General features: G+C 72.5%; 23 protein-coding genes. 18 read left to right on the top strand and 5 right to left on the bottom strand.

Translation table 11 applies throughout. The features are described 5' to 3' along the window. Positions 1-11 precede the first annotated feature (11 nt). The 4 genes from ppc to AB0I89_RS22890 form a co-directional block, all read right to left on the bottom strand. Positions 12-2,798, bottom strand: a complete 2,787-nt coding sequence (ppc, locus tag AB0I89_RS22905; RefSeq protein WP_357130155.1) for a phosphoenolpyruvate carboxylase — start codon at positions 2,796-2,798, stop codon at positions 12-14. 128 nt (positions 2,799-2,926) lie between these two features. Beyond that, positions 2,927-3,940 carry a hypothetical protein gene (locus tag AB0I89_RS22900; RefSeq protein WP_357130153.1) on the bottom strand — a complete coding sequence of 338 codons (1,014 nt, stop codon included), beginning with the start codon at positions 3,938-3,940 and terminating at the stop codon, positions 2,927-2,929. 272 nt (positions 3,941-4,212) lie between these two features. Further along, positions 4,213-5,133, bottom strand: coding sequence for an AraC family transcriptional regulator (locus AB0I89_RS22895; RefSeq protein ID WP_357130150.1), 921 nt, complete (start codon positions 5,131-5,133; stop codon positions 4,213-4,215). Positions 5,134-5,244: 111 nt separating this feature from the next. Then, positions 5,245-6,153, bottom strand: coding sequence for a cyclase family protein (locus AB0I89_RS22890; RefSeq protein WP_357130147.1), 909 nt, complete (start codon positions 6,151-6,153; stop codon positions 5,245-5,247). A gap of 469 nt (positions 6,154-6,622) precedes the next feature. Here AB0I89_RS22890 and mfd point away from each other — a divergent pair, with 469 nt between their 5' ends. The 4 genes from mfd to AB0I89_RS22870 all read left to right on the top strand — a co-directional run bounded on the left by mfd (position 6,623) and on the right by AB0I89_RS22870 (position 13,863). Then, positions 6,623-10,252: a transcription-repair coupling factor gene (gene mfd / locus AB0I89_RS22885; RefSeq protein ID WP_357130144.1), complete on the top strand. Its 3,630-nt coding sequence runs from the start codon at positions 6,623-6,625 to the stop codon at positions 10,250-10,252. Between the two features lie 111 nt (positions 10,253-10,363). Then, entirely contained in the window at positions 10,364-11,179 is an 816-nt protein-coding gene (locus AB0I89_RS22880; RefSeq protein WP_357130141.1) for a hypothetical protein, read from the top strand. Between the two features lie 2 nt (positions 11,180-11,181). After that, positions 11,182-12,153: a nucleoside triphosphate pyrophosphohydrolase gene (locus AB0I89_RS22875; protein ID WP_357130138.1), complete on the top strand. Its 972-nt coding sequence runs from the start codon at positions 11,182-11,184 to the stop codon at positions 12,151-12,153. Between the two features lie 90 nt (positions 12,154-12,243). Then, positions 12,244-13,863 carry a DUF885 domain-containing protein gene (locus AB0I89_RS22870; RefSeq protein ID WP_357130135.1) on the top strand — a complete coding sequence of 540 codons (1,620 nt, stop codon included), beginning with the start codon at positions 12,244-12,246 and terminating at the stop codon, positions 13,861-13,863. Positions 13,864-13,930: 67 nt separating this feature from the next. On the opposite strand, the gene AB0I89_RS22865 is transcribed toward AB0I89_RS22870, so the two are convergent. Continuing rightward, positions 13,931-14,623 carry a hypothetical protein gene (locus tag AB0I89_RS22865; RefSeq protein ID WP_357130132.1) on the bottom strand — a complete coding sequence of 231 codons (693 nt, stop codon included), beginning with the start codon at positions 14,621-14,623 and terminating at the stop codon, positions 13,931-13,933. Between the two features lie 213 nt (positions 14,624-14,836). On the opposite strand from AB0I89_RS22865, the gene eno reads away from it, so the two are divergent. The 14 genes from eno (at position 14,837) to AB0I89_RS22795 (ending at position 26,588) form a co-directional block, all read left to right on the top strand. Then, positions 14,837-16,120 carry a phosphopyruvate hydratase gene (eno, locus tag AB0I89_RS22860; RefSeq protein ID WP_355048850.1) on the top strand — a complete coding sequence of 428 codons (1,284 nt, stop codon included), beginning with the start codon at positions 14,837-14,839 and terminating at the stop codon, positions 16,118-16,120. A gap of 80 nt (positions 16,121-16,200) precedes the next feature. Continuing rightward, complete coding sequence (locus AB0I89_RS22855; protein WP_357130129.1) at positions 16,201-16,842, top strand: septum formation initiator family protein; 642 nt, start codon at positions 16,201-16,203, stop codon at positions 16,840-16,842. Between the two features lie 34 nt (positions 16,843-16,876). Next, on the top strand, positions 16,877-17,434 hold the full coding sequence (locus tag AB0I89_RS22850; RefSeq protein ID WP_357130126.1) for a DUF501 domain-containing protein: 558 nt from the start codon (positions 16,877-16,879) through the stop codon (positions 17,432-17,434). Then, positions 17,431-17,952, top strand: coding sequence for an amino-acid N-acetyltransferase (locus tag AB0I89_RS22845; protein ID WP_357130123.1), 522 nt, complete (start codon positions 17,431-17,433; stop codon positions 17,950-17,952). Before AB0I89_RS22850 ends, AB0I89_RS22845 begins: the two co-directional genes overlap by 4 nt. A 180-nt stretch (positions 17,953-18,132) precedes the next feature. Then, a complete protein-coding gene (locus AB0I89_RS22840; protein ID WP_357130413.1) occupies positions 18,133-19,065 on the top strand; it encodes a Ppx/GppA phosphatase family protein in 933 nt (310 codons plus the stop codon). 68 nt (positions 19,066-19,133) lie between these two features. Next, positions 19,134-19,466 carry a PadR family transcriptional regulator gene (locus AB0I89_RS22835; protein ID WP_007455685.1) on the top strand — a complete coding sequence of 111 codons (333 nt, stop codon included), beginning with the start codon at positions 19,134-19,136 and terminating at the stop codon, positions 19,464-19,466. Beyond that, complete coding sequence (locus AB0I89_RS22830) at positions 19,463-20,470, top strand: hypothetical protein (RefSeq protein WP_357130120.1); 1,008 nt, start codon at positions 19,463-19,465, stop codon at positions 20,468-20,470. Before AB0I89_RS22835 ends, AB0I89_RS22830 begins: the two co-directional genes overlap by 4 nt. Positions 20,471-20,600: 130 nt before the next feature. Continuing rightward, the gene (locus tag AB0I89_RS22825; RefSeq protein WP_357130117.1) at positions 20,601-21,128 is read left to right on the top strand and encodes a hypothetical protein; all 528 of its coding nucleotides are present in this window, start codon (positions 20,601-20,603) and stop codon (positions 21,126-21,128) included. A 201-nt stretch (positions 21,129-21,329) separates the two neighbouring features. Beyond that, positions 21,330-22,013, top strand: a complete 684-nt coding sequence (locus AB0I89_RS22820) for a dienelactone hydrolase family protein (RefSeq protein WP_357130114.1) — start codon at positions 21,330-21,332, stop codon at positions 22,011-22,013. Beyond that, entirely contained in the window at positions 22,006-22,746 is a 741-nt protein-coding gene (locus AB0I89_RS22815) for a uracil-DNA glycosylase (protein WP_357130111.1), read from the top strand. Before AB0I89_RS22820 ends, AB0I89_RS22815 begins: the two co-directional genes overlap by 8 nt. Before the next feature lie 20 nt (positions 22,747-22,766). Continuing rightward, complete coding sequence (locus tag AB0I89_RS22810; RefSeq protein ID WP_357130108.1) at positions 22,767-23,570, top strand: DUF4129 domain-containing protein; 804 nt, start codon at positions 22,767-22,769, stop codon at positions 23,568-23,570. Next, positions 23,567-24,151 (top strand): hypothetical protein, encoded by a 585-nt coding sequence (locus AB0I89_RS22805; RefSeq protein WP_357130105.1) that lies wholly within the window; start codon positions 23,567-23,569, stop codon positions 24,149-24,151. Before AB0I89_RS22810 ends, AB0I89_RS22805 begins: the two co-directional genes overlap by 4 nt. After that, the gene (locus AB0I89_RS22800) at positions 24,151-25,158 is read left to right on the top strand and encodes a MoxR family ATPase (protein ID WP_355048839.1); all 1,008 of its coding nucleotides are present in this window, start codon (positions 24,151-24,153) and stop codon (positions 25,156-25,158) included. Before AB0I89_RS22805 ends, AB0I89_RS22800 begins: the two co-directional genes overlap by 1 nt. Next, on the top strand, positions 25,158-26,588 hold the full coding sequence (locus tag AB0I89_RS22795; protein ID WP_357130102.1) for a DUF58 domain-containing protein: 1,431 nt from the start codon (positions 25,158-25,160) through the stop codon (positions 26,586-26,588). The genes AB0I89_RS22800 and AB0I89_RS22795 overlap by 1 nt, the downstream gene beginning before the upstream one ends. The last annotated feature ends 19 nt before the right edge of the window (positions 26,589-26,607 follow it).

Here is a 26,607-nt window from a genome sequence, read left to right as displayed (position 1 = left end):
GTGCTGTCTGGTCAGCCGGTGTTGCGCATGCCGGCGGCGATGCCGTTCACGGTGGTGAGCAGCGCCCGTTCCAGGGCCGTGCCGTCGCTGGGAGCGCGTCGACCACCCGGTGCGGTGGCGACCGCCCGGCCCGCCGCGCCGGACTCCCGGTACTGGCGCAGCAGCGCCACCTGGAGGTGGTGCAGCGGCTCCAGGTAGGTGTCGCGCACGGCCAGGGTGCGCTGGAGCACCGGGGAGTTCTCCAGCAGGGCCGGCGAGGCGGTGACGGCCAACACCTCGCGCTTGGTCAGCTCGTACTCCTGCTCGATCTTCTCGAAGATCGGGTGCAGCTTCTTCGGCACCAGCGTCTCGACGTACCGACGGGCGATGCTCAGGTCGGTCTTGGTCAGCATCATCTCGACGTTCGACAGGAACGTGCGGAAGAAGTGCCAGTTGCGGTGCATCTCGGCCAGCACGTCCGCCAACCCGGCCTCGCGGGCGGCGGCCAGGCCGGAGCCGACGCCGAACCAGCCCGGCACGATCTGTCGGGTCTGCGTCCACCCGAACACCCACGGGATGGCCCGCAGCCCGGACAGGCCGGCGCCGGTGTTGGGACGCTTCGCCGGCCGGGAGCCGATGTTCAGCGCGCCGAGCAGTTCGGTGGGGGTGGACGCCCAGAAGTACGCCGGCAGGTCCGGGTCCTCGACGAGCGACCGGTACGACCGGAAGGCCGACTCGGACACCACGTCCATCGTCGCGTCCCAGCGTTCCAGCATCTCGGCCGGCTGCCGGGGCGCGGTGTGCAGCAGCGTCGCCTGGAGCACCGCGGCGAGCGTCAGCTCCAGGTTCTCCCGGGCCAGCGACGGCAGCGTGTACTTGTCGGAGATGACCTCGCCCTGCTCGGTCACCTTGATCGCGCCGTCCAGCGTGCCGTACGGCTGGGCCAGGATCGCCTCGTGGGTGGGGCCACCGCCGCGCCCGACCGTACCGCCGCGACCGTGGAAGAGCCGCAGGTGTACGCCGTGCCGGGCGGCCACGTCACGCAGCGCCCGCTGGGCCCGGTGGATCGACCACTGGCTGGTGGTGATCCCCGCCTCCTTGTTGGAGTCGGAGTAGCCGAGCATGACCTCCTGCACGTCGCCACGGGCCGCGACCAGCGCCCGGTACGCGGGCAGTGAAAGCAGCTCGTCGAGGATCTCGCCGCCGGCGTTCAGCTCGGCCGGGGTCTCCAACAGCGGCACGAAACCGATGCGGGCCCGGCCGCTGTGCACGTCGACCAGCCCGGCCTCGCGGGCGAGCACCACGGCGGCCAGCACGTCGTCGACGCCCAGGGTCATCGAGATGATGTACGACTCGATGACCTCCGCGCCGAACCGGTCCTGCGCCTCGCGGATTGTGCTGAACACGTCGAACGTCTTGCGGGCCGACTCGGTCAGCGGGGTGTCCAGGGTGGACAGCGGTCGCCGGCCGGTCAGCTCGTCGGCGAGCAGCTTGGTGCGCTCCAACCGGCTCAACGCCGGGTAGTCCGGCACCTCGCCGACCGCCTCGTAGAGCTGGGTGAGCACCTCGTGGTGCTTCTCGGCGTGCTCCCGGACGTCCATGGTCGCCAGGTGCAGGCCGAACGCGGACACCGTCCGGATGGTGGAGGCCAGCCGGCCGACGGCCGTGAGCTGCCCCGAGTTGCGGGCCAGCGACGCGCGCAGCAGGTCCAGGTCGGCGATCAGCTCGGCCGAGCCCCGGTAGTCCCGACCCGGCACGTGGGCCGTGCCCTGGCGCAGCCGCTGCCGGGTGTTGGCCAGCTTGGCCTTCACGCAGCGCGCCTTGAGCCGGTAGGGCTCCTCGGCGTTGACCCGGCGGAACCGGGCCGCCACCTCGGGTAGCGCGTCGAGGTCGGCGGCGAGGCTGGCGGAGAGGTCGAGCGACACCCCGCGCAGCCGGCGCGAGACCGAAACCTCGTTGATCAGGTGGTCCATCGCCTTCTCGGTGGCGGCGATGCCGTGCTCGTGCTGGATGGTCAGCACCTCGCGGGTGACCGCCGGGGTGACGAACGGGTTGCCGTCGCGGTCGCCGCCGATCCAGGTGCCGAAGCTCAGTGGGCGGGCCGTCGGCGACGTCTCCACGCCGAGGGTCCGCAGGGTGTCGGCCAGGTCGTCGAGCACCTGCGGCGCGGCCTCGGCGTACAGGTCCCGCAGGTAGTAGATGGCGTTGCGGGCCTCGTCGGTCGGGTCCGGCCGGTCCAGCCGCAGCTCGTCGGTCTGCCACATGAGGTCCAGCAGCTCGGCCAGCCGGCGGTTGGCCGGGCCCTCGTCGCTCGCGCCGTAGAGGATCGCGTTGGCGGTCTCGGTGTCCAACTCGTCGGCGATGGCCCGCAGCTTCGACAGGATCGAGCGGCGGGCCGCCTCGGTGGGGTGGGCGGTGAAGACCGGCCGGACCGCCAGCCGGCGGGCGACGGCGGCGATCTCCTCGGCCGGCACGCCGCGCTCGGCGATCATCTTGGCTGCCTGGTCGAGCCAGCCGCCCTGCACGGCGCGGCGGCGGCGCAGGTCCCGTGCGCGGTGCACCTGCTCGGTGATGTTGGCCAGGTGGAAGTAGGTGGAGAAGGCGCGGGCCAGCTTGGTCCCAGTGGTCACGTCGAGCCCGCCGAGCCGCTGGGCGGCGGCCGGGACGTCGGAGCGTACCTGGGCGCGGATCTCCTCGACGAGGTCGAGGAGCGGGCGGCCCTCCTGGCGGGCCAGGGTCTGGCCGAGGAGGGTGCCGAGCCGGCGGATGTCGGCGCGCAGCGCGGCGTCCGGGCCGTCGTGGTCGTGCTGGTCGGTCACGATGCGCTCCTTACGTGAGTACGAAGGACAGCGCTGTCCGACTCCCTGGATGGTATCCGCGTCTGGCCCTCCGGCAGGAGGGGCTCCGGGCGCGCCGCGTCGTGAGACGGAACACCCCGGAGATCACCTCAGGGTCTTGCGCGGGTGCCTGCCCGGCCTCCCCGCACCACGGTCGCGGCGAGCAGGGCCGCCAGGGCGACCACCGCCCACAGCGCCAGCCCGGTCAGGGGCCAGCCGATCGACCGTCGGTCGAAGTACACCGCCGACTTGACCAGATCGGTGGCGAGTCCGGGCACGTTCCACCGGTGCATGCCGCGCAGCCAGGTGGGCAGGAACTCCGGGGCGTAGATGCCGCCGGAACCCGGATTGCCGAGCACCACCAGCAGCAGGATCACCAGTCCGGTGCCGAGTACGCCCAACCAGCCCTGCACGGCGGCGGCCACCATCGCGGCGGCGAAGGCGGCGAGCATGCCGCTGCCGGCGACGGCCGGCAGGTCGTGGTGCCAGACGTCCAGCACCGGGCCGACGATCACCGCGCCGGCGATGCCGAGCACGACGCTGTAGACGGCGAGCGCGCCGATCCGTACGCCCGCGCGGCGCAGGGTGCGCGGCGTGGTGCCGACGGAGATGCCGAGCGCGGTCGAGGCCAGGTACCCGCCGAGGACGCACCCGATCGCCAGGTAGAACGGGACCAGACCGCGCGGGTCGGTGTCGGCGACCGGCACCTCGTCGGCCACCCGCAGTGGCATCCGGGCCTGTTCGGCGGCGGCGGTGAGGACCTGCACGACGACCTCGGTGGCGGCCGGCGCGCTGGCGCTGGCGGTGGTCAGGACGAACCCGCCGTCGGGGGTGGAGCCGAGTACCCCGTACACCTCGCGGCTGGTCAGACCGTCGTCGGCGGCGCCCGGGTCGGCGTACTCGATGGCCTTGATCGTGTTGGTCCGGTCGCGGACGGCGGTCAGGACCATTCGTGCGACCTGGTCGCCGCTCGCCACGCCGACCGGCACGTCGCGGGGGTGGGGTTGGTGCAGGGCGCCGACGTACGCGGCGATGAACGCGACGGCCAGCGCCAGGGTGCCGAGCAGCAGTCCGGCGGTACGAGGAATCTGGTCGCGTATCCGGACCTCCGGCGACTCGTCCACCAGGCCAGCCTAGGGTGCGGTTTGTTCTGCTTGGGGCTTTTCTGCCGGTGGGCGTCCGATCCTGACCGCCATCCGGCGCAGACGAGCAATTTTCTTCAAGACCTGTTCAAGGTGGCGCGGCGACGATGGTTCTCGTCGGTCCGGAGGTCCCCCGCCCAGGGTGGCCGACCCGGAGCCCGCGGGCCTGTTCGGGGAGGCCCGAAGCCCGGTGCGGACCCGCGCCCAGGGAGGTGCCGTACGCCCCAGGTACGGCACCTCCACCGCGTCCGGTGTCAGGCGCTGACGCTCGGGTCCGACCCGGCGGGGGCGAGCAGTCGACGCAGGCGCGCGGGTGGATGCCCCACCTGCTCGCGGACCACCCGGGTCAGGTGCGCCTGGTCGGCGAAGCCGTACTCGGTGGCGAGCGCGCCCAGCGGACGGCCGTCGGGCTCGGCGAGGGTGTCCAGTACGGCGCGCACCCGAAGGCGGTTGCGGTAGGCGGTCAGGCTGCTGCCGGTCACCCGCTGGAACACCCGGCTGAGGTGGTGCGGTGAGCTGCCCACCTCCCGGGCCACCTCACCCAGGCCGAGGGTGAAGCCGGAGTGGGCCAGCACCTCGCGCGCCCGGTCGGCGAGCCGCCAGTGCGCGGCCAGCGTCGCCGGCCGTCGGCGGACGGCCCGCTCGACCTCGGCGTCCACCTCGTCCGCGGCGAGGTCGCTGTGGTGCAGCAGGCGGGCCAGGAACCGCTGGAGCCGCTCGGCCATCTCGAACCGGTCGAGCCCGCGCCGGAACTCGGCCACCAGCAGCCGGTGCGCCAGGTCCAGCGTGGCGTCCGAGGTGCCCGCCCAGCCGCTCCGGTCCATCCAGCGCTGGGCGTCCGGCCGGTCCGCCAGCACCGACGGATCGATCTCCAGGCAGGTGTACGAGTCGCCGCAGCCGAACGGATGCGCCACGGCCATGTCGTCCCCGGGCCGGGTGAGCAGCACCGAGGTGGCGTCGGAGAGCTCGACCCGCCCGTTGAGCCGACGCCGGTACGCCCCGGACCGGCCCAGCATGATCTTGTGACGGTCCTGGGTGACGGTCTCCGTCCACCCGTGGTTCTCGACGATGCAGCGCACCTGGTAGATCAGCATCCCGTCCGGGTGCCCGAGCACCCGCCAACGGGCCGGGGTGGTGTGCCGACGCGGATCACTACCGAATCCCTCAGCGGGCACAGCATCCCCCGACTCCCGACCTGCTCGGCACCGCACGGCGTTCCGTGACCGTCACGGCCTCAGCTCTTGACCACAGCTCTCGACCACGGCTCTCGGCCCTAGCTCTCGACCTCAGCTCTCGACCACGGCGAAGGCGCGGACCGGGAAGGTGCCCATCCCGGCCACCATCGGCGGCGCCGCGGTGAACCGGAACCCGGTCGGCGGCAGCGCGCCCAGGCCGGTCAGGTGCTCCACGACCGGGATGCCGGCGGCGAGCAGGACGCTGTGCGCGGGGCGTACGCCGTTCGCCGCCGGGCTCATGTCGTCGATGTTGATCGAGTCGATGCCGACCAGGGCCGCGCCCGCGTCGGCCAGTGCCCGCGCGCCGTCCTCGCTCAGGTACGGCGCCTCCGGCGCGGCGTACCGCTCGGCGCCGAAGTGCGCGTCCCACCCGGTGTGCAGCAGCACCGCACGCCCGGCCACCTCGTACGGTGCCAGCAGCAGCCGATCCACGGCTCGGGTGTCGGCCGGTACCCGGACCACCACCCCGGGCAGGTCGGCGAGGCGGTCCAACGACACCCCGGTCAGATCCTCGCGACCGGCCCAGCGGTGGGCGGGGGTGTCCACGTACGTGCCGGTGTTGGCGATCATGTCGATCCGGGCCACGTGGAACTCGGTGCCCGGCGCGTACCGCTCCCGGGACGCCGCGTACGTCAGCCAGTCGGTGACCCGCGGACCCGGCCACCCGGGCAGGGTGGTCATCCCGTCGCTGATGACGTGGCTCAACTCCACCAGCCGGCGACCGCCGCCGGTCGGGGCGACGGCGCGGCCACCCTTGTGCGGTTCCTCGATGATCGTTTTCGCGCTGATCCGGACCTCGGCGACCATGAGCAGCCCGAGATGCCGGACGAAGAGCGCGGCCAGATCGTCATCGGTGATCTCCGGCCCAGGGATGTCCAGCCGGAACCCCTCGGTCCGCAGCCCGCCTCCGTTGGCGAAGCTGACCTCCGCGTCGAACTGCGCCCGCCACTGCTCACCCATCCCCGCACTCGACCACGGCGTCCCGCCCCGGTCAAGATCCGCGCGGACTCGCGCTGTACGCATCGGCTCGCGCTGTACGCATCGGCTCGCGCTGTAGCGCATGCGCACGCGGCAAGTCTGCGGGCGCGGGGCAAGATCGCGGGCGCCGGGCAAGATCCGCGCAACTTCCCCGTTATTGCTGTCTCCGACGCGTCTGAAGCAGCAGTATCCCCGAAGTTGTGAGGATCTTGGGCGCGGGGCGCGGGGCGCGGGGCGCGGGGCGCGGGGCGCGGGGCGCGGGGCGCGGGGCGGAGCGGGGCACGAGGGCACGGGGCACGAGGGCGCGAGGGCGGGCGACGCGAGGGCGTGGGACCTGGGCGGAACGGGGTGGGTGTCGGTGGACGGGGATAGGCTTGTGGGGTGCGCACCCCCCGTCCGACTGGGCGAGGGGCCCGCCGTCGTGTGCGTCGACTCCCCTGGAAGGACTCCCTTGCTCACCGGTCTGTTCTCCGCCGCCCTGGCCGACCCCGGGCTGGCCCGGGCGCGTGACCTGGCGCGCTCCGGTGCCGCCCAGGTCGATGGCCTCGACATCACCGCTCCTGCCGCGCTGCGCCCGTTCGCCGTCGCGGCCGTCGCCGCGGACACCGGCGGGGCCGGGCGACCCGTGCTGGCCGTGACCGCCACCACCCGCGAGGCCGACGACCTGGCCGCCGCGCTCGGCGGGCTGCTGCCGCCGGAGCAGGTGGTGGTCTTCCCCTCCTGGGAGACGCTGCCGCACGAACGGCTCTCCCCCCGATCGGACACGGTGGGCCGACGGCTGGCCGTGCTGCGCCGCCTCGCGCACCCCGAGTCGGCCGACGCGCACGGTCGGACCGGCCCCCTGCGGGTGGTGGTCGCCCCGGTCCGGTCGCTGCTGCAACCGCAGCTCAAGGGCCTCGGTGACCTGGAACCGGTGCAGCTCGCGGCCGGCGAGGAAGCGGACCTTGAGGTGGTCGTCCGCCGACTCACCGACATGGCGTACGCCCGGGTCGACCTGGTCACCAAACGCGGCGAGTTCGCGGTGCGCGGCGGCATCCTGGACGTCTTCCCGCCCACCGACGAGCACCCGTCCCGGGTCGAGTTCTGGGGCGACGAGGTGGAGGAGATCCGCACCTTCGCGGTCGCCGACCAGCGCACCATCGAGCAGGTGCCGCTGCTGTGGGCGCCGCCCTGTCGGGAGCTGCTGCTGACCCCAACAGTGCGCGAGCGGGCCGCCGCGCTCGCCGAGCAGCACCCCGAGCTGGCCGAGATCCTGGACAAGCTGGCCGAGGGTATCCCGGTGGAGGGGATGGAGTCGCTGGCCCCGGTGCTGGTCGGCCCCGACTCGCTGGAGCTGCTGCTGGACGCGATGCCGGCCGGCACCCACGTCCTGCTGTGCGACCCGGAGCGCATTCGCACGAGGGCGCACGATCTGGTGCGTACCTCTGAGGAGTTTTTGCAGGCCTCCTGGGCCGCCGCCGCGGTCGGCGGCCAGGCCCCGGTGGACGTCGGCGCCGCCGCCTTCCGCACCCTGGCCGAGGTACGCGCCACCGCCGGCACGCTCCGCCAGCCCTGGTGGACGCTGTCCCCGTTCGGATTGGTCGAGGCGGAGACCGCCGAGGCGCGGCAGCCCTGGGAGGACGCGCCCGAGCAGGCCAGCGTCACCCCGGACGACGCCATCGCGGTGACCCTCGCCGCCCAGCCCGCCCCGCTCTACCACGGCGAGACCGCGCGGGTCGTCGACGACCTCAAGCGCTGGGCCGGCGAGGGCTGGTCGATCGCGCTGGTCTTTGAGGGGCACGGCCCCGCCCAGCGTGCCGTGGAGGTCCTGCGCGACGCGGGCCTGGGCGCGCGGCTCACCGAGGAGGTGCCCACCGCACCCGCCCCCGGCGACCTGGTCGTCACCTGTGGCGCGCTGACCAGCGGATTCGTCGACGAGGCGTCCCGTTTCGTGCTGCTGACCGGTAACGACGTGACCGGTGGCCGGGGCACCTCGACGCGGGACATGCGCAAGATGCCGAGCCGCCGGCGCAACACGATCGACCCGCTGGAGCTCAAGGCCGGCGACTACGTGGTGCACGAGCAGCACGGCATCGGTCGGTACGTCGAGCTGGTGCAGCGCACCGTCAACGGCGCCAGCAGGGAATACCTGGTCATCGAGTACGCGGCCAGCAAGCGCGGCCAGCCCGGCGACCGGCTGTTCGTCCCCACCGACCAGCTCGACCAGCTCTCCCGTTACGTGGGCGGTGAGCAGCCGACCCTGCACAAGATGGGCGGCTCGGACTGGCAGAAGTCCAAGGCCCGTGCCCGCAAGGCGGTCCGGGAGATCGCCGCGCAGCTCATCCAGCTCTACGCCGCTCGCAAGGCGTCCAAGGGCCACTCGTTCGGCCCGGACACCCCGTGGCAGCGGGAGTTGGAGGACGCCTTCCCGTGGCAGGAGACGCCCGACCAGCTCGCCGCGATCGACGAGGTCAAGCGGGACATGGAGCAGACCGTCCCGATGGACCGGTTGATCTGTGGCGACGTCGGCTACGGCAAGACCGAGATCGCGGTGCGGGCGGCGTTCAAGGCCGTGCAGGACGGTAAGCAGGTGGCGGTGCTCGTGCCGACGACCCTGCTGGTGCAGCAGCACTACAACACGTTCGCCGAGCGGATGAGCCAGTTCCCGGTGCAGATCCGGCAGCTGTCGAGGTTCCAGACCGCCAAGGAGACCGAACGGACGCTGGAAATGGTCGCCGACGGCACCGTCGACATCGTCATCGGCACGCACCGGCTCCTGCAGACGGCGACGCGGTTCAAGCAGCTCGGGCTGGTGATCGTCGACGAGGAGCAGCGGTTCGGTGTCGAGCACAAGGAGCACCTGAAGACGCTGCGCGCCTCGGTGGACGTGCTCAGCATGTCGGCCACCCCGATTCCGCGCACCCTGGAGATGGCGATCACCGGCATCCGGGAGATGTCCACCATCGCCACCCCGCCGGAGGAGCGGCACCCGGTGCTCACCTTCGTGGGCGCGCAGGACGACCGGCAGGTCGCCGCGTCCATCCACCGCGAGCTGCTGCGCGACGGGCAGGTCTTCTACCTGCACAACCGGGTCGAGTCGATCGACCGGGCGGCGCGGCGGCTGCGCGAGCTGGTGCCCGAGGCGCGGGTGGCCGTGGCGCACGGGCAGATGGGCGAGGAGGCCCTGGAGAAGGTCATGGTCGGCTTCTGGGAAAAGGAGTTCGACGTCCTGGTCTGCACGACCATCGTGGAGTCGGGCATCGACATCCCGAACGCCAACACCCTGATCGTCGAGCGGGCCGACCTGCTCGGGCTGGCCCAGCTGCACCAGATCCGGGGTCGGGTCGGCCGGGGCCGGGAGCGGGCGTACGCGTACTTCCTCTACCCGCCGGAGAAGCCGCTCACCGAGCACGCCCACGAGCGGCTGGCCACCATCGCGCAGCACACCGAGCTGGGCGCCGGCATGTACGTGGCCATGAAGGACCTGGAGATCCGGGGTGCCGGCAACCTGCTCGGCGGTGAGCAGTCCGGGCACATCGAGGGCGTCGGCTTCGACCTGTACGTGCGGATGGTCGGCGAGGCGGTCTCCGCGTTCAAGGGCGAGCGCCAGGAGGAGGAGACCGACGTCAAGATCGACCTGCCGGTCGACGCGCACCTGCCGCACGACTACGTGGGCGTGGAACGCCTGCGCCTGGAGATGTACCGCAAGCTCGCCGAGGCGCGCGACGAGGACCGCCTGCGCGAGGTCGTCGCCGAGATGACCGACCGGTACGGCGAGCCGCCCGCCCCCGTGCAGAACCTGGTGGCGGTGGCCCGGTTCCGCCTGCTGGCCCGCCGGTACGGCCTGTCCGACGTGACCATGCAGGGCAAGCACATCCGGTTCGGGCCGCTGCCGCTGCCGGACTCGAAGCAGATGCGGCTCAAGCGCTACCACCCGGACGCGGTCTACAAGCAGGCCACCGACCAGGTCAGCGTGCCCCGGCCGAGCACCCGTCGGATCGGTGGCGAACCGCTGCGCGACCAGGCGTTGCTCGAATGGTGTGCGCAACTGCTCTCTGACGTCCTGGGCGCCCCCGCGCCGCTCGCCGCCGCGCCCGCGTGACGGTCCCGTACGCGGGCGAGGCGCGTACGCGAGCCGGGTTGTGGCCGCGACGTCGGCGCGGTGAGGTGGGGGCCGTCACAGCGTGGGAGAGGGCATGAGAGAGTGACCGGTATGCGTGCTCGCCGTGTGATCGTCGCCGCCAGCGTCGCGGCCCTGGCTGCCCTCTCCCTCGCTGCCTGCGGCAGATCCGCGCCGAGCGTCGCCGCCTATGTCGGTGACACCACCTACTCGGTGGACCGGGTCGACACCCTCTTCGCGGAGGCGCAGGCGAAGTACGAGACGAACGCCCGAGCGGCGTTCGCGCAGCAGAACGGCCCGTCGGCAACTCCCTCGCCCGATCAGCTGCGTTTCAAGGCGACCCGGCAGGACATGCTCAACCTGCTCGTCGGCCTCGACCTCGCCAAGCGAGTGGTCGCGGAGAAGAACATCACGGTCAAGGACCAGATCAAGGCCGACGAGTTGGGTCAGAGCCTCCAGGTCCCCGGCTCCGAGTACGCGAAGCTCGCGGCCGACTGGTACAACCACTTCTCCGCCCTGCAGGCGGGTCTGCCGCCGGCCGAGTTGACCGACGACGAGCGTTCGGCAATCTACGACGCTCTGGTGAAGAGCGGGGTCGCTTCCGCCGGTTGGTCCGTCGAGGAGCAGCGCGAGCGGTTCGGGGCACCGGAGATCGCTCCGCAGGTGAACGCGGTGGTGGCGCTCAGCACGGCCTTCAAGGAAGAGGTCAAGCGGGAGGACGTCACCGTCAATCCGCGCTACTCGTCGTTGGAGATTCCGGCCCTGTTCCAGGTGCCGAACCAGGGCACTGCTCTGTACGACCTGCCCTACCTGGACCGGGCCAGCAGCACGGTCACCGACGTCTCCACCCCGGACGTGTCGCCGTCGCCGTCGAGCCCCAACCCGGACGCCGAGGGTACGGCCAGCTGAGCATGACGGCACAGATCGTCCTGCTGGTCACCTCGCCCCGGCTGCCGGCCGGCCTGCTGACCTCGGCCGCCTGGGACGTCGTACGCCAGCATCCGGTGCTGACCGGCGCGGAGAGCGAGTTGACCACGGCCGTGCGGCAGGCGGGCGCCGAGGTGACCGTCGTGGCCGGCCCGGCCACGCAGGCGTTGCTGGACATGGTCGCGGCGCACGGTACGGCGGTCTGGCTGGCCGGACCGGCCGGGGACGAGTCGTTGGCAAGGGAGTTGGGTCTGCGGCTGGCCCGGGAGCCGGGGCTCGCCGAGATGGAGCTGATGTACGGCTCGTGGGATCCGCCGGGGGCACGGCTGCTCGACGCGGTGGCCGTGCTGGACCGGCTGGCCTCGCCGGGCGGTGACCCGTGGAAGCGGGCGCAGACGCACCGTAGCCTCGCGGGTTACCTGCTGGAGGAGAGCTACGAGGCGTACGACGCGATCAGCGCCGACGACACCGACGCGCTCCGCGAGGAGTTGGGCGACGTGCTGCTCCAGGTGGTGCTGCACGCGCGGCTCGCCGAGGAGCTGCCCGAGGGCGAGCGGTGGAACATCGACGACGTGGCCGGTGGCCTGGTCGACAAGATGATCCGGCGCAATCCGCACGTCTTCGCCGGTGCGGAGGCGGGCACGCTGGAGGAGATCACCGCCAACTGGGAGCGGATCAAGCGGGTCGAGAAGGCGCGCGACTCGGTGTTGGACGGCGTGGCGTTCAGCCAACCCGCCCTGTCCCTGGCCGCGCAGATCCTCGACCGCGCCGACCGCGCCAACCTGACCGTCGAAACCCCGTCCCCCGACACGGGGCTGGACGAGGAGGAGCGCCTAGGCGCCACCCTCCTGACCCTGGTCTCAGAAGCCCGCAGGGCCAACCTCGACCCAGAGGCAGCCCTGCGCCGCGCGACCCTGACCCACGCCGAATCCATCCGCGCCGCCGAACGAGGTTGATCAAGAGGTTCGCGTCAGGATCCGGCTCGTATCTGACGCGAACCTCTTGATCAACACGGCTGGGTGCGGGGTGGTCGGTAGGGTTGTCCGGTGGAAGCGTTTGGGGTACTGGCTGAGCGGGTTGTCGAGGCACTGCTGGAGGCGCGGCCGGGGGTTGCCACCTCGGCTGGCGATCATCGGTTCGACGATCGGCTTCCTGACCTGTCCGCCGACGCGTTGGCCGCCGACCGGGTGATGCTCACCGACGCGGCGAACGCACTCTCCGAACTGGACCCGGACGCGCTCGACGTCGACGAGCAGGTCGACCACGCGCTGCTCACCTCCTTCGTCGACCGGGAGCTGTTCGAGCTCACCGAGATCCGGTCGCACGAGTGGGACCCCCTGTTCCACAACCCCGGCCCGCTGCTGCACCCCCTGCTGGCCCGCCCGTACGCCCCGGCCGAGGTGCGCCTGACCCAGCTCGTCGGTCGGCTCGCCGCCGTACCGGATGCCCTCGCCACCGCACGCGCGACGCTGCGGGACATGCCGCGGATCCACGCGGAGACGGCGGTCGGGCAGTTCACCGGCACGGCCGCGCTCATCCGTGACGAGCTACCGGGCCTGATCGCGCAGGTGCCGGGCGGCTTCGAGCGGGTCGAGTCGGCGGCGACCGCCGCGATCGCCGCGCTGGACGAGTTCGTCGCCTGGCTGCGGGTCCGGTTGGCCGCCGACGCCGGGCCCGGCCGCGACCCGCGCCTGGGCCGCCGCCGCTGGGAGGCGCGGCTCTGGCACACCCTCGACACCGAGCTGGGGGCCGCCGAGATCCAGCGCCGGGCCTGGGCCAACCTGGACCGGGTCACCGAGGAGATCCGCGCGGCGGCCGTCGAGCTGGTCGGTGGTCCGGCCGACGACGAGACGGTACGCCGGGCGCTGGACCTGTTGGCCGCCGAGCACCCGGACGACTCGACGATCGTCGAGCTGGCCGGTGTGACCCTGGACGAGGCGACCGATTTCGTCCGGCTGCACGACCTGGTCACCCTGGTCGACGACCGGTGCGTGATCCAGGAGATGCCGGAGTTCGCGCGGGGCGTCGCGGTGGCGTACTGCGACTCGCCCGGCCCGTTGGAGACCGCGGCGGTGCCGACGTTCTACTGCATCGCGCCCACCCCGGCGGACTGGTCGGCGCAGCGTGTCGACTCCTTCTACCGCGAGTACAACGATCACATGGTTCGTAACCTGACCGTGCACGAGGCGATGCCCGGCCACTTCCTCCAGCTCGCCCACGCCCGGCGGCACGTCGGCGGCACGCGGGTGCGGGCGTTGGCCCGCTCCGGCCCGTTCGTCGAAGGCTGGGCCGTGTACGCCGAGGAGCTGATGGCCGGTCTCGGCTTCGGCGGTCTGCCGGTGCGGATGCAGCAGCTCAAGATGCAGCTCCGCATGACCATCAACGCGCTGCTCGACCAGTTGGTGCACGCCGAGGAGCTGCCCGAGGCCGAGGCCATGGCGTTGATGACCGGTCGTGGCTTCCAGGAGGAGGGGGAGGCCGCCGGCAAGTGGCGCCGGTCCCTGCTCACCTCGACGCAGCTCTCCACGTACTTCGTCGGGTACAGCGAGGTGGCCGAGATCGCCGCCGCCCGCCCGCAGGGGGTGTCGGCGCGCGACTGGCACGACGCGATGCTCGCCCACGACTGCCCGCCGCCGCGCCACCTGCGCGCCCTGCTCGGCGTCTGACGCCCGCCGGGCCGTCGGACGGTCACCCGTCGCGCCGGCACAGCCAGCAGGAGCCGGGGGTACGACGTCAGGAGCCGCCGGGGCGGTTGTCGACGACGCCTGCTCCGGCGGGCGGGTCGAACGCGTCCTTCTCGACCGACTCGGAGTAGTCGCTCAACGCCAGCTCCATTGGTTTGCCGTCGACCGAGCCGAGGAAGCTGCCGAGCACACCCTCGGTGGTCACGCAGGCGCTGAAGTCGCCGTCCGAGCGCTGTACCTCGACGCAGGCGGCGTGGTGCCCGGCGACGGTGGTGTCGCTCTGCTTGATCACCGCCTGCGGGTCGAGGGCGGCGGCGGTCAGCAGGCCGACCACCACGGGCGGGGTGACGAGACCCTGCTGGTTCGCCTCGTCGAACAGGGCCACGGTGGGCTTGCTGCCGGGGGTGGGTGGCGGAACGAGCGTGCACGCCATCCGACCGCCGGTCGCTGTGCAGCGGGTGACGGCGTCGGGGGTGACGGTGAGCCGCCCACCCGGGTAGGTGTAGGCGGAGCGGGCCGGGTCCTGCGCCTGGACGATCGCGGCGGTCTGGCCGCCGGGCAGTTGGTAGTCGGCCGTGTAGGTCAACTCCAGTGCCCGGTCGAGGCGGGCGGCGAGGTCGTTGACGAGATCCGAGCGACCCATGGCGCTGCCGGCGTCCTCGAATGTCTGACAGCCGGTGACCGTGAGCGACGCGATGACCGACACGGCGAGCATGCGGAGGGTGGTCGTGGCGGCGGGCATGGCGACCAGCCTGGTGGATCTAGTCCGCGCAGCGCAAACCCGTTGCCGGTTGACGCCCGGAAATACGGGAATGTCCGTCACTGCGGGGCGACTCGGGTGTGCGGGCGACGCCGTGCCCGATCTCGTCGCCCGATACGCTGCGTTCAACACCTGCCTCAGCCGCACCGTCGCGGCCCACCCACGGACCGGATCACAACAACGAGGAGCGACTCAGTGGCAACCATCGAGGGAATCGTCGCGCGGGAGATTCTCGACTCGCGGGGCAACCCGACGGTCGAGGTCGAGATCGGCCTGGACGACGGCACGGTGGCCCGCGCCGCGGTGCCCTCCGGCGCCTCCACCGGCGCGTTCGAGGCGATCGAGCTGCGCGACGGTGACGCCGACCGTTACCAGGGCAAGGGCGTGGAGAAGGCGGTCTCCAACGTCGAAGACAAGATCGTCGACCAGCTCATCGGCTACGAGGCCAGCGAGCAGCGGCTCATCGACCAGAAGATGCTCGACATCGACGGCACCGACAGCAAGTCGGAGCTGGGCGCGAACGCCATCCTCGGGGTCTCCCTCGCGGTGGCGAAGGCCGCCGCCAGCAGCGCCGAGCTGAGCCTCTTCCGCTACCTGGGCGGCCCGAACGCGCACCTGCTGCCGGTGCCGATGATGAACATCCTCAACGGTGGCGCGCACGCCGACTCCAACGTCGACGTCCAGGAGTTCATGATCGCGCCGATCGGCGCGCCCACCTTCCGCGAGGCGCTGCGCTCCGGCGCGGAGGTCTACCACGCGCTGAAGTCGGTGCTCAAGAAGAAGGGCCTGTCGACCGGGCTCGGTGACGAGGGTGGCTTCGCGCCGAACCTGCCCACCAACGCGGCTGCCCTGGACCTGATCGCCGAGGCGGTCGAGAAGGCCGGCTACCGGCTCGGCACCGACATCGTGTTCGCGCTCGACGTGGCGGCCACCGAGTTCTTCGAGAACGGCACCTACACCTTCGAGGGCGCCGCGAAGTCCGCCGAGGACATGAGCACCTACTACACCAAGCTCGCCGACGAGTACCCGATCGTGTCGATCGAGGACCCGCTGGCCGAGGACGACTGGTCCGGCTGGCAGACGCTGACCGCGTCGATCGGCGACCGGGTGCAGATCGTCGGTGACGACCTGTTCGTGACCAACCCGCAGCGCATCGCCCGTGGCATCGCGGAGAAGGCCGCCAACGCCGTCCTCGTGAAGGTCAACCAGATCGGTTCGCTGACCGAGACCCTGGACGCGGTGGACCTGGCCCACCGGGCCGGCTTCAAGTGCATGATGAGCCACCGCTCCGGCGAGACCGAGGACACCACCATCGCCGACCTGGCGGTCGCCACCGGCTGTGGTCAGATCAAGACCGGCGCTCCGGCCCGCTCGGACCGGGTCGCCAAGTACAACCAGCTGCTCCGGATCGAGGAGGAGCTGGCCGACGCGGCGCGCTACGCGGGCGCGGGTGCTTTCCCGCGTTACCGTTCGGCCTGAGTGGGGTTGCCGGGAGGCCCCAGGTGGGGCCTCCCGGCGCACGTACGCGACAGACGTAGCCTCGGGGGAGGGGTGTGACGATGCAGCGCCGCACACCGGGTGGTCAACGGCCCGCCCGCCGACCGGGTCAGGCTGGCCGGCCGGGTGCCGGGCGGGCCGCCCGCGGGTCGCTCCGGGACGCCGGCGTACGCGCCGAACCGCGCGGCGCCGCCGGTCGCGCACCGGGCACGGTCCGGGGCGCCGAGGGTGGACGCTCCGCGAGTCGTCCGGCCGCCGCCCGGCGTACCGCCGCCGGTGGCGGTGCCGTCAAGCGGCTCGCCGCACCCCATCCCCGTCGCTTCACCGGGCGGGCCACCGTCCTGTTCGCGGTGCTGATCGCGCTCGCCCTGGCGTACACCTACCCGGTGCGGGTCTACCTCGACCAGCAGGCCGACATCGAACGGATGGAGGCCGCGCAGACGGCGCAGGAGAAGGAGATCGCCCGACTCGCCGCCGAGGCCGCCAAGTGGCAGGACGACGAGTTCATCGAGACCAAGGCCCGGGAGCGGTTCTTCATGGGCCGGCCGGGCGAGAAGATGATGGTGGTCATGAACGACGCCGAGGGCGCGGCCCGCGACGCCGGCAAGCCGGCCGGTTCGGGTGCCCCGGCCGGGCCTTCGACCTGGTACGACACCCTCTGGTCGAGCGTGCGCGCGGCGGACAGCCAGCAGCCGGGCAAGTGATCCACCGACCAGCACACCAGGAGAGACGAGCACCGTGACTGTCGTACCCCCGTCGGAGTCGGCGGCGGATTCCGTACCCCTGCCGCAGCGGGAACCGGCGACCGAGGCCGACCTGGCCGCGGTGGCCGCGCAGCTCGGCCGCCCGCCCCGGGGCACCCGGGCGGTGGCCCACCGCTGCCCGTGCGGCCTGCCCGACGTGGTGGAGACGACGCCCCGCCTCGCCGACGGCACCCCGTTCCCGACGTTGTTCTACCTGACCTGCCCCCGGGCCACCGCGGCGTGCAGCCGGCTGGAGTCGGCGGGGCTGATGCGGGAGATGGCCGACCGGTTGGCGACCGATCCGGAGCTGGCCGCCCACTACCGGGCGGCGCACGAGGATTACCTCGCCCGCCGGGACGCGATCGGTGAGGTGCCGGAGATCGCCGGCATCTCGGCCGGTGGGATGCCGGGCCGGGTGAAGTGCCTGCACGTGCACCTCGGCCACGCCCTGGGCGCCGGCCCCGGCGTGAACCCGTTCGGCGACGAGACGTTGGCGCTGGTCGAGCCCTGGTGGACGGCGGGGCCGTGCGTGGACGTGCCCGACAGCGAATGACCACCCAGGCCGAGGGGCAGATCCTGCTGCGGCGTGCCCGCACCGGGGACGTGCGGGGTATCCGTCGGCTGGTCGACACGTACACCAACGACCGGCGGCTGCTGAGCAAGGCCACCGTGACCCTGTACGAGCACGTGCAGGAGTTCCGGGTCGCGGTCCGGGCCGACGACGGCGTCGTGGTGGGCTGCGGGGCGCTGCACGTGATGTGGGAGGACCTGGCCGAGATCCGTACGGTGGCCGTGGATCCGTCCTGTCGAGGTCAGCACATCGGGCACCGGCTGGTCGGCGAGCTGATCGCCGCGGCCCGGGAGCTGGGTGTGGCACGGATCTTCGTGCTGACCTTCGAGACCCAGTTCTTCGGCTCGTTCGGTTTCCGCGAGATCGACGGCGCGCCGGTGCCGCAGCCGGTCTACGAGCAGCTGCTGCGCTCGTACGACGAGGGTGTCGCGGAATTCCTGGACCTGGAGCGGGTCAAGCCCAACACGTTGGGCAACACCCGGATGCTGCTGCGGTTGTAGTCACCGTCGACCCCGAGCTGTCGACGCCGAGATGTCGGCGTCGAGATGTCGGGCGCCGACCGCTCGGTTGAGCGTGATGCCGGTGAGTCATCAAGATGACTCACCGGCATCACGCTCATCGGAGACTGGCTCCCCGGCGTCGGTGGCGGGCTGTCGTAGGGTTGCCGGGTGACGACGCGTGTGGCGGCCATCGACTGCGGGACCAACTCGATCCGACTGCTGGTCGCCGACCTGCCGGAGGAGTCGGCCGGGCCGCAGGCCCCGCTGACCGACGTGACCCGGCGGATGGAGATCGTCCGGCTGGGTCAGGGGGTGGACCGGACGGGCCGGCTCGCCCCGGAGGCCATCGAGCGGACCCGGGTGGCGCTCGCGTCGTACGCCGCCGACATCGAGAAGTTGGGCGCCCAGCGGGTGCGCATGTGCGCGACCTCCGCCTCGCGGGACGCTGCCAACGCCGCCGACTTCACCGAGATGGTGCGGCAGACCCTCGGCGTCGCGCCCGAGGTGGTGAGCGGCGACGAGGAGGCCCGGCTGTCGTTCACGGGGGCGGTGCGCGGGCTGCCGGCCGACGCCGAGGAGCCGTTCCTCGTCGTCGACATCGGCGGCGGCTCGACCGAGTTCGTGGTCGGTGACCGGGCCGGTGTGCGGTCGGCGATCTCGGTGGACATCGGCTGCGTCCGGATGACCGAACGGCACCTGGCGGGTGACCCGCCGACGCCGGAGCAGGTCGCGGCGGCGGAGGCCGACGTCGCCGCCGTCGTGGACCGGGCGCTCGCGGCGGTGCCCGGCCGCGAGGCGGCCACCCTCATCGGCCTCGCCGGTTCGGTCACCACCGTGGTCGCCATCGCTCAGAACCTTCAGGAGTACGACCCGGAGCGCATCCACCACGCCCGGGTGTCGTACGAGGCGGTGGCGCGGGTGACTGCGGACCTGCTGGAGCGGACCAGCGCGCAGCGGCTGGAGATCCCGGTGATGCATCCGGGACGGGCCGACGTGATCGGTGCGGGGGCGCTGGTGCTGCGCGTGATCATGGAGCGGGCCGGCATGCCCTCGGTGGTGGCGTCCGAGCACGACATCCTCGACGGCATCGCCTGGAGCCTCCAACCCGTCTGATGCTGATCGACACCCACACATCGGCGAGTCGTTGACGCTACTTCGCATTGCACACTAGTGTGCAATGCGTGGACACCACACAATTGTTGAAGGGCGTGCTCGATCTGGCCGTCCTGGCCGTCCTGCGCGAAGAGGACGGTTACGGCTACGACATCCTGCGCCGGCTCCGCGAGGCCGGCCTGGAGGAGATCGGCGACGCCTCGGTCTACGGCACCCTGCGCCGTCTCTTCGCCGCCGGTCTGCTCACCACCTACGTCGTGCCGAGCGAGACCGGGCCGCACCGCAAGTACTACTCGCTCAACGCCGCCGGGCGTGACCAGTTGACCCGCTCCGGCAAGCTCTGGCGCTCGTTCGCCACCACCATGGACACGCTGCTCGACGATCGGGGGCTGGCGGCATGACCGTCATGGAGCAGGAGATCACCGACTACGTGGCGCGGGTCCGGGCCGCACTGGCCGACCTGCCGCCGGATCGCCGCACCGAGCTGACCGAGGACCTCGCCGACCACCTCACGGAGGTCGCCGCCGAGGCCGAGGGCACCCTCGTCGAGCGGCTGGGCGAGCCGGAGGCGTACGCCGCCGAGCTGCGCGCCGCTGCCGGCGTCGGTGTCGGCGGCGGTCGCAACCTGGACCACCGGGTCGCCGCCGCCGTGGTCCGGGTCCGCAGCCGCCTGCGCGCGCTCGACTCCCGGCTCGGCCCACCCCTGGGGTACGCGACGGCGAGCGAATTCCTCCGTCTGCTGCGCCCCGCCTGGTGGGTGCTGCGCGGCTACCTGGCGGCGATGCTGCTCACCGTGATCAGCACCGGCGGCAGCTTCGGGGTGCTGCCCCGCTTCGGTGGGGAGTTGCTCGCCGGTCTGATCATGCTGGTGGGCTTCGTGCTCGCCTCGATCTGGCTCGGCCGCCGTTCGGCCCAGCTCACCCGCTGGCCGCGCTCGGCGGTGCAGGTCGGCAGCGCGGTGCTCGTCGTCTTCGCGCTCTCCGCTCTCATGCAGGCCGAGGACCGGATGCGGTACGGCGACTACGGCATCGATCCGACGTCGATCAACGACCCGTACAGCCAGGTGCGGGACGTCTTCGTCTACGACAGCGAGGGTCGGCTGGTGGAGAACGCCCGGCTCTTCGACCAGAACGGCAATCCGATCCGGCTGGGCTACCCGGACTGTGAAGGCCGCGTCGACGAGTACGGCAACCCGCTGCTGCGGCCGTACCCGTACTGCCCGGACCGGCCGCCGTTCGGGCCCCGGGGTCCGCGACTGCCCGAGGCGTCGACCAGCACGCCGTCGGCCAGCGAGTCACCCACCGGCACGCCGACCCCGACCGTGACGCCGGCAAGCCCGAGCGCAGCGCCGGCAAGCCCGAGCGCGACGCCGAGTGACGAGCCGACCCCGACCCCGACGAGCTGAGGGGCGATGTGAACCAGATCATGCACGCGATGCTGGGAAATAGCTGAACGGACGAGGCGAGCGGGACGGCACCGGAAATCAATGATCGTTACGGTGTCGTCTGCTCATTCATCCCTCGGAAGGAACCCCCGTGTCAGAGCAGGTCGCACCGCCCCCCGCGTCCGACGCAGCGCCGGCCCAGCCGGCCGCCGAGACGCCGGCCCAGCCGGCCGTCGGCACGCCGGCCCAGCCGGCCGTCGAGACGCCGCCGCCGGCCGAGCCGGAGGGTAAGTCCGGCGGTAAGAAGGCGCTCGGCATCATCGGCGCGATCGTCATCTTCCTCGTCATCGCCGGCCTGAAGTTCGGCCTCGGCACGGCCATCGGCAACTTCGTGAACAAGGACGAGACCGCTGACGCGAAGGCCGGCGACTGCATCGCCGAGCTGCCCGAGATCAAGGGGGACAAGGAGGAGAAGGTCGACGGCGCCAAGGTCGTCGAGTGCACCTCCACCGACGCCGCATACAACGTGGTCGGTCGGCTCGACGGGCAGACCGAGACCCAGGCCAAGTCCGAGACCACCTGCAACGAGTTCTTCAAGGAAGGCCAGGAGGGGTACGTCTTCTACAGCATCGAGTCGGGCAAGAAGGGCTACGTGCTCTGCCTGACCAAGAAGGCCTGATAACACGCCTGAAGCACCGATGACGGCGGCGGGGAACATTCCCCGCCGCCGTCGGCGTACCCGCAGTCAACGCCCGGCGAACGGGAGGTAAATGCCACTGTTCCGACGTCTTCCCGGCCGGGGTCACGGCGTGGCAGGCTACCGGCACGTAGGACCACTGGGCGACCAGCCAACGATGACTGACCGCTAGGAGGACGGCCGATGGGCGACATGGTGAGCTACCGCAGCAACGGGGGCACGAGCGAGGGGTATCTCGCGATACCCGCGAGCGGCACGGCCAGCCCGGCCGTCATCGTCCTGCAGGAGTCGTGGGGCCTGGTCCCGCACATCCGGTCGGTCGCGGACCGGTTCGCCGAGGCCGGCTTCGTCGCCCTCGTCCCGAACTTCCGGCACGACACGGAGACCAACCAGGCGGCCGAGGCGCAGCACGAGTTGGCGACGCGAGTGGCCGAGGCGGCGAAGGACGTCGCGGACGCCGCCGACTACCTCGCCGGGCGTCCCGAGGTCACCGGCAAGGTCGGCGCGGTCGGGTTCGGCGCCGGTGGCAGCCTGGCTCTCAAGTCGGCGACCCGCTCCGAGCGGATCGTGGCCACCGCGGGCTTCTATCCCGCCCTGTCGGGGGAGTCGATGCGTTCCGACTGGGTCGACTACGCCGGCAAGGCGGCCATCGTCCACTGCTCCGATCAGGACGGCACCTCCACCGACGAGGGTGTGCAGGCCGTACGTCGCGCCGTCGAAGAGGCCGGCGGCACCTGCCAGCTCTACGACTACCCGGGCACCTCGCACGGGTTCTTCGACGACGACCGGCCGGAGGCGTTCGACCAGCGCGCCGCCTCCAGCGCGTGGGCGCGCACCCTCGAACTCTTCCGGGCCAAGCTTGGCTGAGTCCCGTACCCCCGATCAGGTCGTCGCCCGTGCCGCGCGGGCGGCGGACCTGGCCGATCTCGACGCCGCGGTCAGCGACTGTTTCGCCTGCCCCCGGCTGGTCGGGTGGCGGGAGGAGGTGGCCCGCACCCGGCGGGCGGCCTTCCGCGACCAGGAGTACTGGGGTCGGCCGGTGCCCGGATTCGGGCCCGGCGACGCGCGCATCGCCATCCTGGGCCTCGCGCCCGCCGCGCACGGCGGCAACCGCACGGGCCGGATCTTCACCGGCGACCGCTCGGGCGACGTGCTCTTCGCGGCCCTGCACCGGGCCGGCCTGGCCAACCAGCCGACCAGCGTCGCCGCCGACGACGGGCTCACCCTGCGGGACACCCGGATCTTCTCGGCCGTCCGCTGCGCGCCGCCGGACAACAAGCCCACCCCGGACGAACGGGACACCTGCGCGCCCTGGCTGCACCGTGAGGTCACGCTGATCCGACCCACCCTGCGCGTCGTGGTCGCGCTGGGCGCGTTCGCCTGGGCCGCGTGGTGGCCGGTGCTCCGCCACGTGTACGGGCAGCGCCCGCCCAGCCCGCGACCGGCGTTCGGCCATGGGGCACACTGGTCCGGCGCGGCCGTGCCGGAGTTGCTCGGTTGCTACCACGTCAGCCAGCAGAACACCTTCACCGGGCGGCTGACACCGGGGATGTTGGACGACGTCTTCGGCCGGGCCAAGCAGCTGGCCGAAGTGGACTGAGGACGCGTGGGGTGGTGGCGATGACGACCGGAACACGCCCGCCCGCGCCGTCGCCGCCCGCCGGATCGGGTGTGGTCCGCCCGGTGCTCGGCCTGCTGCGCCGTTGGTGGCCGGTGGGTGTGGTGGCGGCCCTGCTCGCGGCGGCCGCGCTCGCGTCCGCCCACTCGTCGATCGGCGCGAGCCGGATCCCGCCGGCCGCCTCGAACGTGCCGTGGGTACCGGAATACCCGACGGACGTGCCGTCGCCGTCGATCCCCGTCGAACCGAGGGACGCCGGCGAGGCCACCCAGGCGCACATCCCGCAGTGGATCGCGACTGTGGCGATGGCCCTGCTCGGGCTGGCGATCCTCGCGGTGCTCGGCTACCTGACCTGGATCCTGCTGCGTGGCGCGCTGCGTCGTACCTCGCGGGTCCTACCGGCGCAGCGGGCCCGGCGTACGGCCGAGGGCACGGCCCGCGAGGTGGTCGCCGCCCTGGACGCCGGCCTGGTGGAGCTGGACGACCAGTCCACCGATCCGCGGGTCGCGGTCATCGCCTGCTGGGTACGTCTGGAGGAGGCCGCCTCCGCCGCCGGTGTGCCCCGGCATCTCGGCGACACACCGACCGACCTGGTCACCCGGTTGCTGCGGGGCGACGAGTCGACAGGTGTCCCGGCGATCGTCAGCGCCGACGTGCTGGCCGAGTTCGCGCACGTCTACCGCGAGGCCCGGTACGCCACGCGTGAGGTCGGCGCGGGCACCCGCGACCAGGCCCGTGCCGCGCTGCGGCGGTTGCGTGGCGAACTCACCATCGTGACGACTGGCCCGCCCGAGGTGCCGGCATGAGTGGCAGCGCCAGCATCGACGACCTGCTCACCTTCGAGGAGGAGCGGCCGAGGCACGACGACGGGCGGTCCGGTGGCCGGGCCGGGCGGGTGTTCCGGGCCCTTCTCGGCAACGCGGCCCTGGTCGCCGTCCTCGTCGTCGGTCTGCGGGCGGTCGGCCTGCAGATCTCCCTGGCGATCCTGATCGCCGGGGTGTTCGCCGTGTCCGCGGTACGCCGGGTCGCCGCCGCGCTCGCACCGCCACCCGCGGCGAGGTCCCGCACCCGGCTCGCCCAGGACGACGACGGCACCTGGAACTGGGGTGCCCGGGACGCGCTGCGCGCCGCGATCAACGGCTGGGAACTGCCGCTGGACTGGTCCACCACGCGACCCGAACGCTTCACCGGGGTGATCCTGCCCCGGCTCGCGGAACTGGCCGACGAGCGGCTTCGCCTGAAGCACTCCGTGACCCGTGAGTCGGATCCGGTCCGCGCCCGCGCCCTGCTGGGCGACCGGCTGTGGACGTTCCTGGAAACCCCGCCCCGACGCCCCCCGTCGCCGCGCGATCTCGCGGTGATCGTCGCCGAACTGGAGAAGATCTGATGAACGACGTGGACCGGAGCATGCCCGCCACCGAGGTCGGTCGCCTGGCGCGGGCCGTCCTGGACGCGGTCGGCACCGTCGTGGTCGGCAAGCGCGACGCGTTGGAACTGGTCCTCGCCGGCATCCTGGCGGGTGGGCACGTGCTCCTGGAGGATCTGCCCGGCCTCGGCAAGACGCTGACCGCGCGCTCCTTCGCGCAGGCGCTCGGGCTGGACTTCCGCCGCCTCCAGTTCACCCCCGACCTGCTCCCCGCCGACGTCACCGGCTCCTTCCTCTACGACCAGCGCAACGGCGACTTCACCTTCCGGGCCGGGCCGGTCTTCACCAACCTGCTCCTCGCCGACGAGATCAACCGGACGCCGCCGAAGACCCAGTCCGCGCTGCTCGAGGCCATGCAGGAGAAGCAGGTCTCGGTCGAGGGCGTCACGTACAAACTGGACGAGCCGTTCCACGTGCTGGCGACCGCCAACCCCATCGAGTACGAGGGCACGTACCCGCTGCCCGAGGCGCAGCTCGACCGGTTCCTGCTCCGGGTCTCCTTCGGCTACCCCCACCAGGAGGAGGAGTGGGAGGTGCTGCGCCGCCGGATGGGCCGCCGCCGCGAGGAGGCGGACATCAAACCGGTGGTGGACGCCGCCACCCTGCGGGCCATGCAGGCCGCCCTGGAGGACGTGGTGGTGGAGGACTCGATCGGCCGGTACATCGTGGCGCTCACGGCGGCCACCCGGGAACACCCGTCGGTGCTGGTCGGCGCCTCGCCGCGTGGCTCGTTGGCGTTGCTGCTGCTGTCCCGGGTACGCGCGGTGTTCGACGGCCGGGACTACGTGGTGCCGGAGGACGTCAAGGCGGTCGCCGCCCCCGCGCTCGCCCACCGGATCACCCTGCGCCCCGAGATGTGGCTGCGCCGCGTCGACCCGGCGTTCGTGGTCGGAGAGGTGTTGGAGGGGACGCCGGCTCCGGCCAGCGGCGCCCTGCCCAGCTACGCCGCCGGCGGGCCCCGGCACTGATGACCGGTCCGACCGCGTCCGCGCCGCGATCCACCGAGCCGGAATCGAGCGCCGGCTGGGCGCCCACCCCCGCGCTCGGCCGCGCCGTGCTGCTCGCCGGCCTGTTGCTGGTGGCGGGGGTGCTGCTGGGACGGGTCGACCTCGTCGTGCTGGCGGCGCCGCTCGCGCTGGGTACCGCGTACGCGCTGCGTCGCCGGCCCACCGCGCTGCCGCAGGTCTGGATCACCAGTGCCGAGGACGGACCGCTGGTCGAGGGCGGTGAGGTGGCGGCGGCGGTGAGTGTCGGCAACCCGGACACGGTCGACTACGACCTTGTGGTGGTTCGGTCGCGGGTCTCGCCGTGGCTGCGGATCGCCCGTGCCGGTTTCGCCGGTGTCGAACCCGTCGCCGCGCCGCCAGCCACCGCCACCTCGCCCGCCCCCGGCCGGGGACGCTCGGCCGCCGACCGGCCGTTCGTGACCTCGGTGCCCAGCGGCGCGGCGGTGGACCTGGAACTGGCCGGGCGGGCTCTGCGGTGGGGTCGGCACCCCGTCGGCCCGGCCGGGGCGCGGGTCGCCGCGGCGGGCGGCCTGCTGGTGTCCCGGGCGGTGATCACCGAACCGGTCGGGGTACGGGTCTACCCGCGTACCGAGCCGTTCGAGGCGGTGGAGGCGATGCCCCGCGCCGCCGGTCTGGTGGGCGCGCACCACTCCCGCCGTCCCGGAGAGGGCGGTGAGCTGGCCGGAGTGCGGGTCTTCGCCCCGGGCGACCGACTCCGCCGCGTCGACTGGCGGGTGTCGCTGCGCGCCCGGCAGTTGCACGTCGCGGCGACGCTGTCCGACCGCGACGCCGAGGTGGTGGTGCTGCTCGACCTGCTCGCCGAGGCGGGCCGTTCCGGCGGTGTGGACGGCGCCGCGTCCGTACTGGACACCACCGTGCGGGCCACCGCCGCGATCGCCGAGCACTACCTGCACCGGGGCGACCGGGTGTCGCTGCTCGAGTACGGGCCGGGCGCCCGCCGACTGCGCCCCGGCGCCGGCCGCCGGCAGTACCTGACGGTGCTGGAATGGCTGCTCGACGTACGCGCCGAGGCGGCTCAGCACGAGCCATACGACCAGGTCTTCGGTCCGCAGTTGCTCTCCTCGGACGCGCTGGTGGTGGTCCTCACCCCGCTGCTGGACGAGCGGTCGGCGCAGATGCTGGCACGGCTGGCGCGCGCCGGCCGCTTCGTGGTGGCGGTCGACACGTTGCCGGCCGACCTGACTCCGCCGAAGGACCGGGGGTGGGCCGAGGTGGCGTACCGCCTGTGGCGACTGGACCGGGAGACGATGATCGGGCAACTCCGGGAGCACGGTGTGCCCGTGGTGCGCTGGGCCGGCGCGGGCAGCCTGGACCAGGTGTTGCGGGACGTGGCCCGGCTGGCGACGGCCCCAAGGGTGGGTGCCCGGTGAGCGCGAGGAGTGAGCCGGG

This window comes from Micromonospora sp. NPDC049801 (genome assembly GCF_040656575.1).
Taxonomy (GTDB): Bacteria; Actinomycetota; Actinomycetes; order Mycobacteriales; family Micromonosporaceae; genus Micromonospora.
The sequence above is the reverse complement of the archived record's forward strand: the minus strand, read 5'-3'. Positions and strand labels throughout refer to the sequence as shown.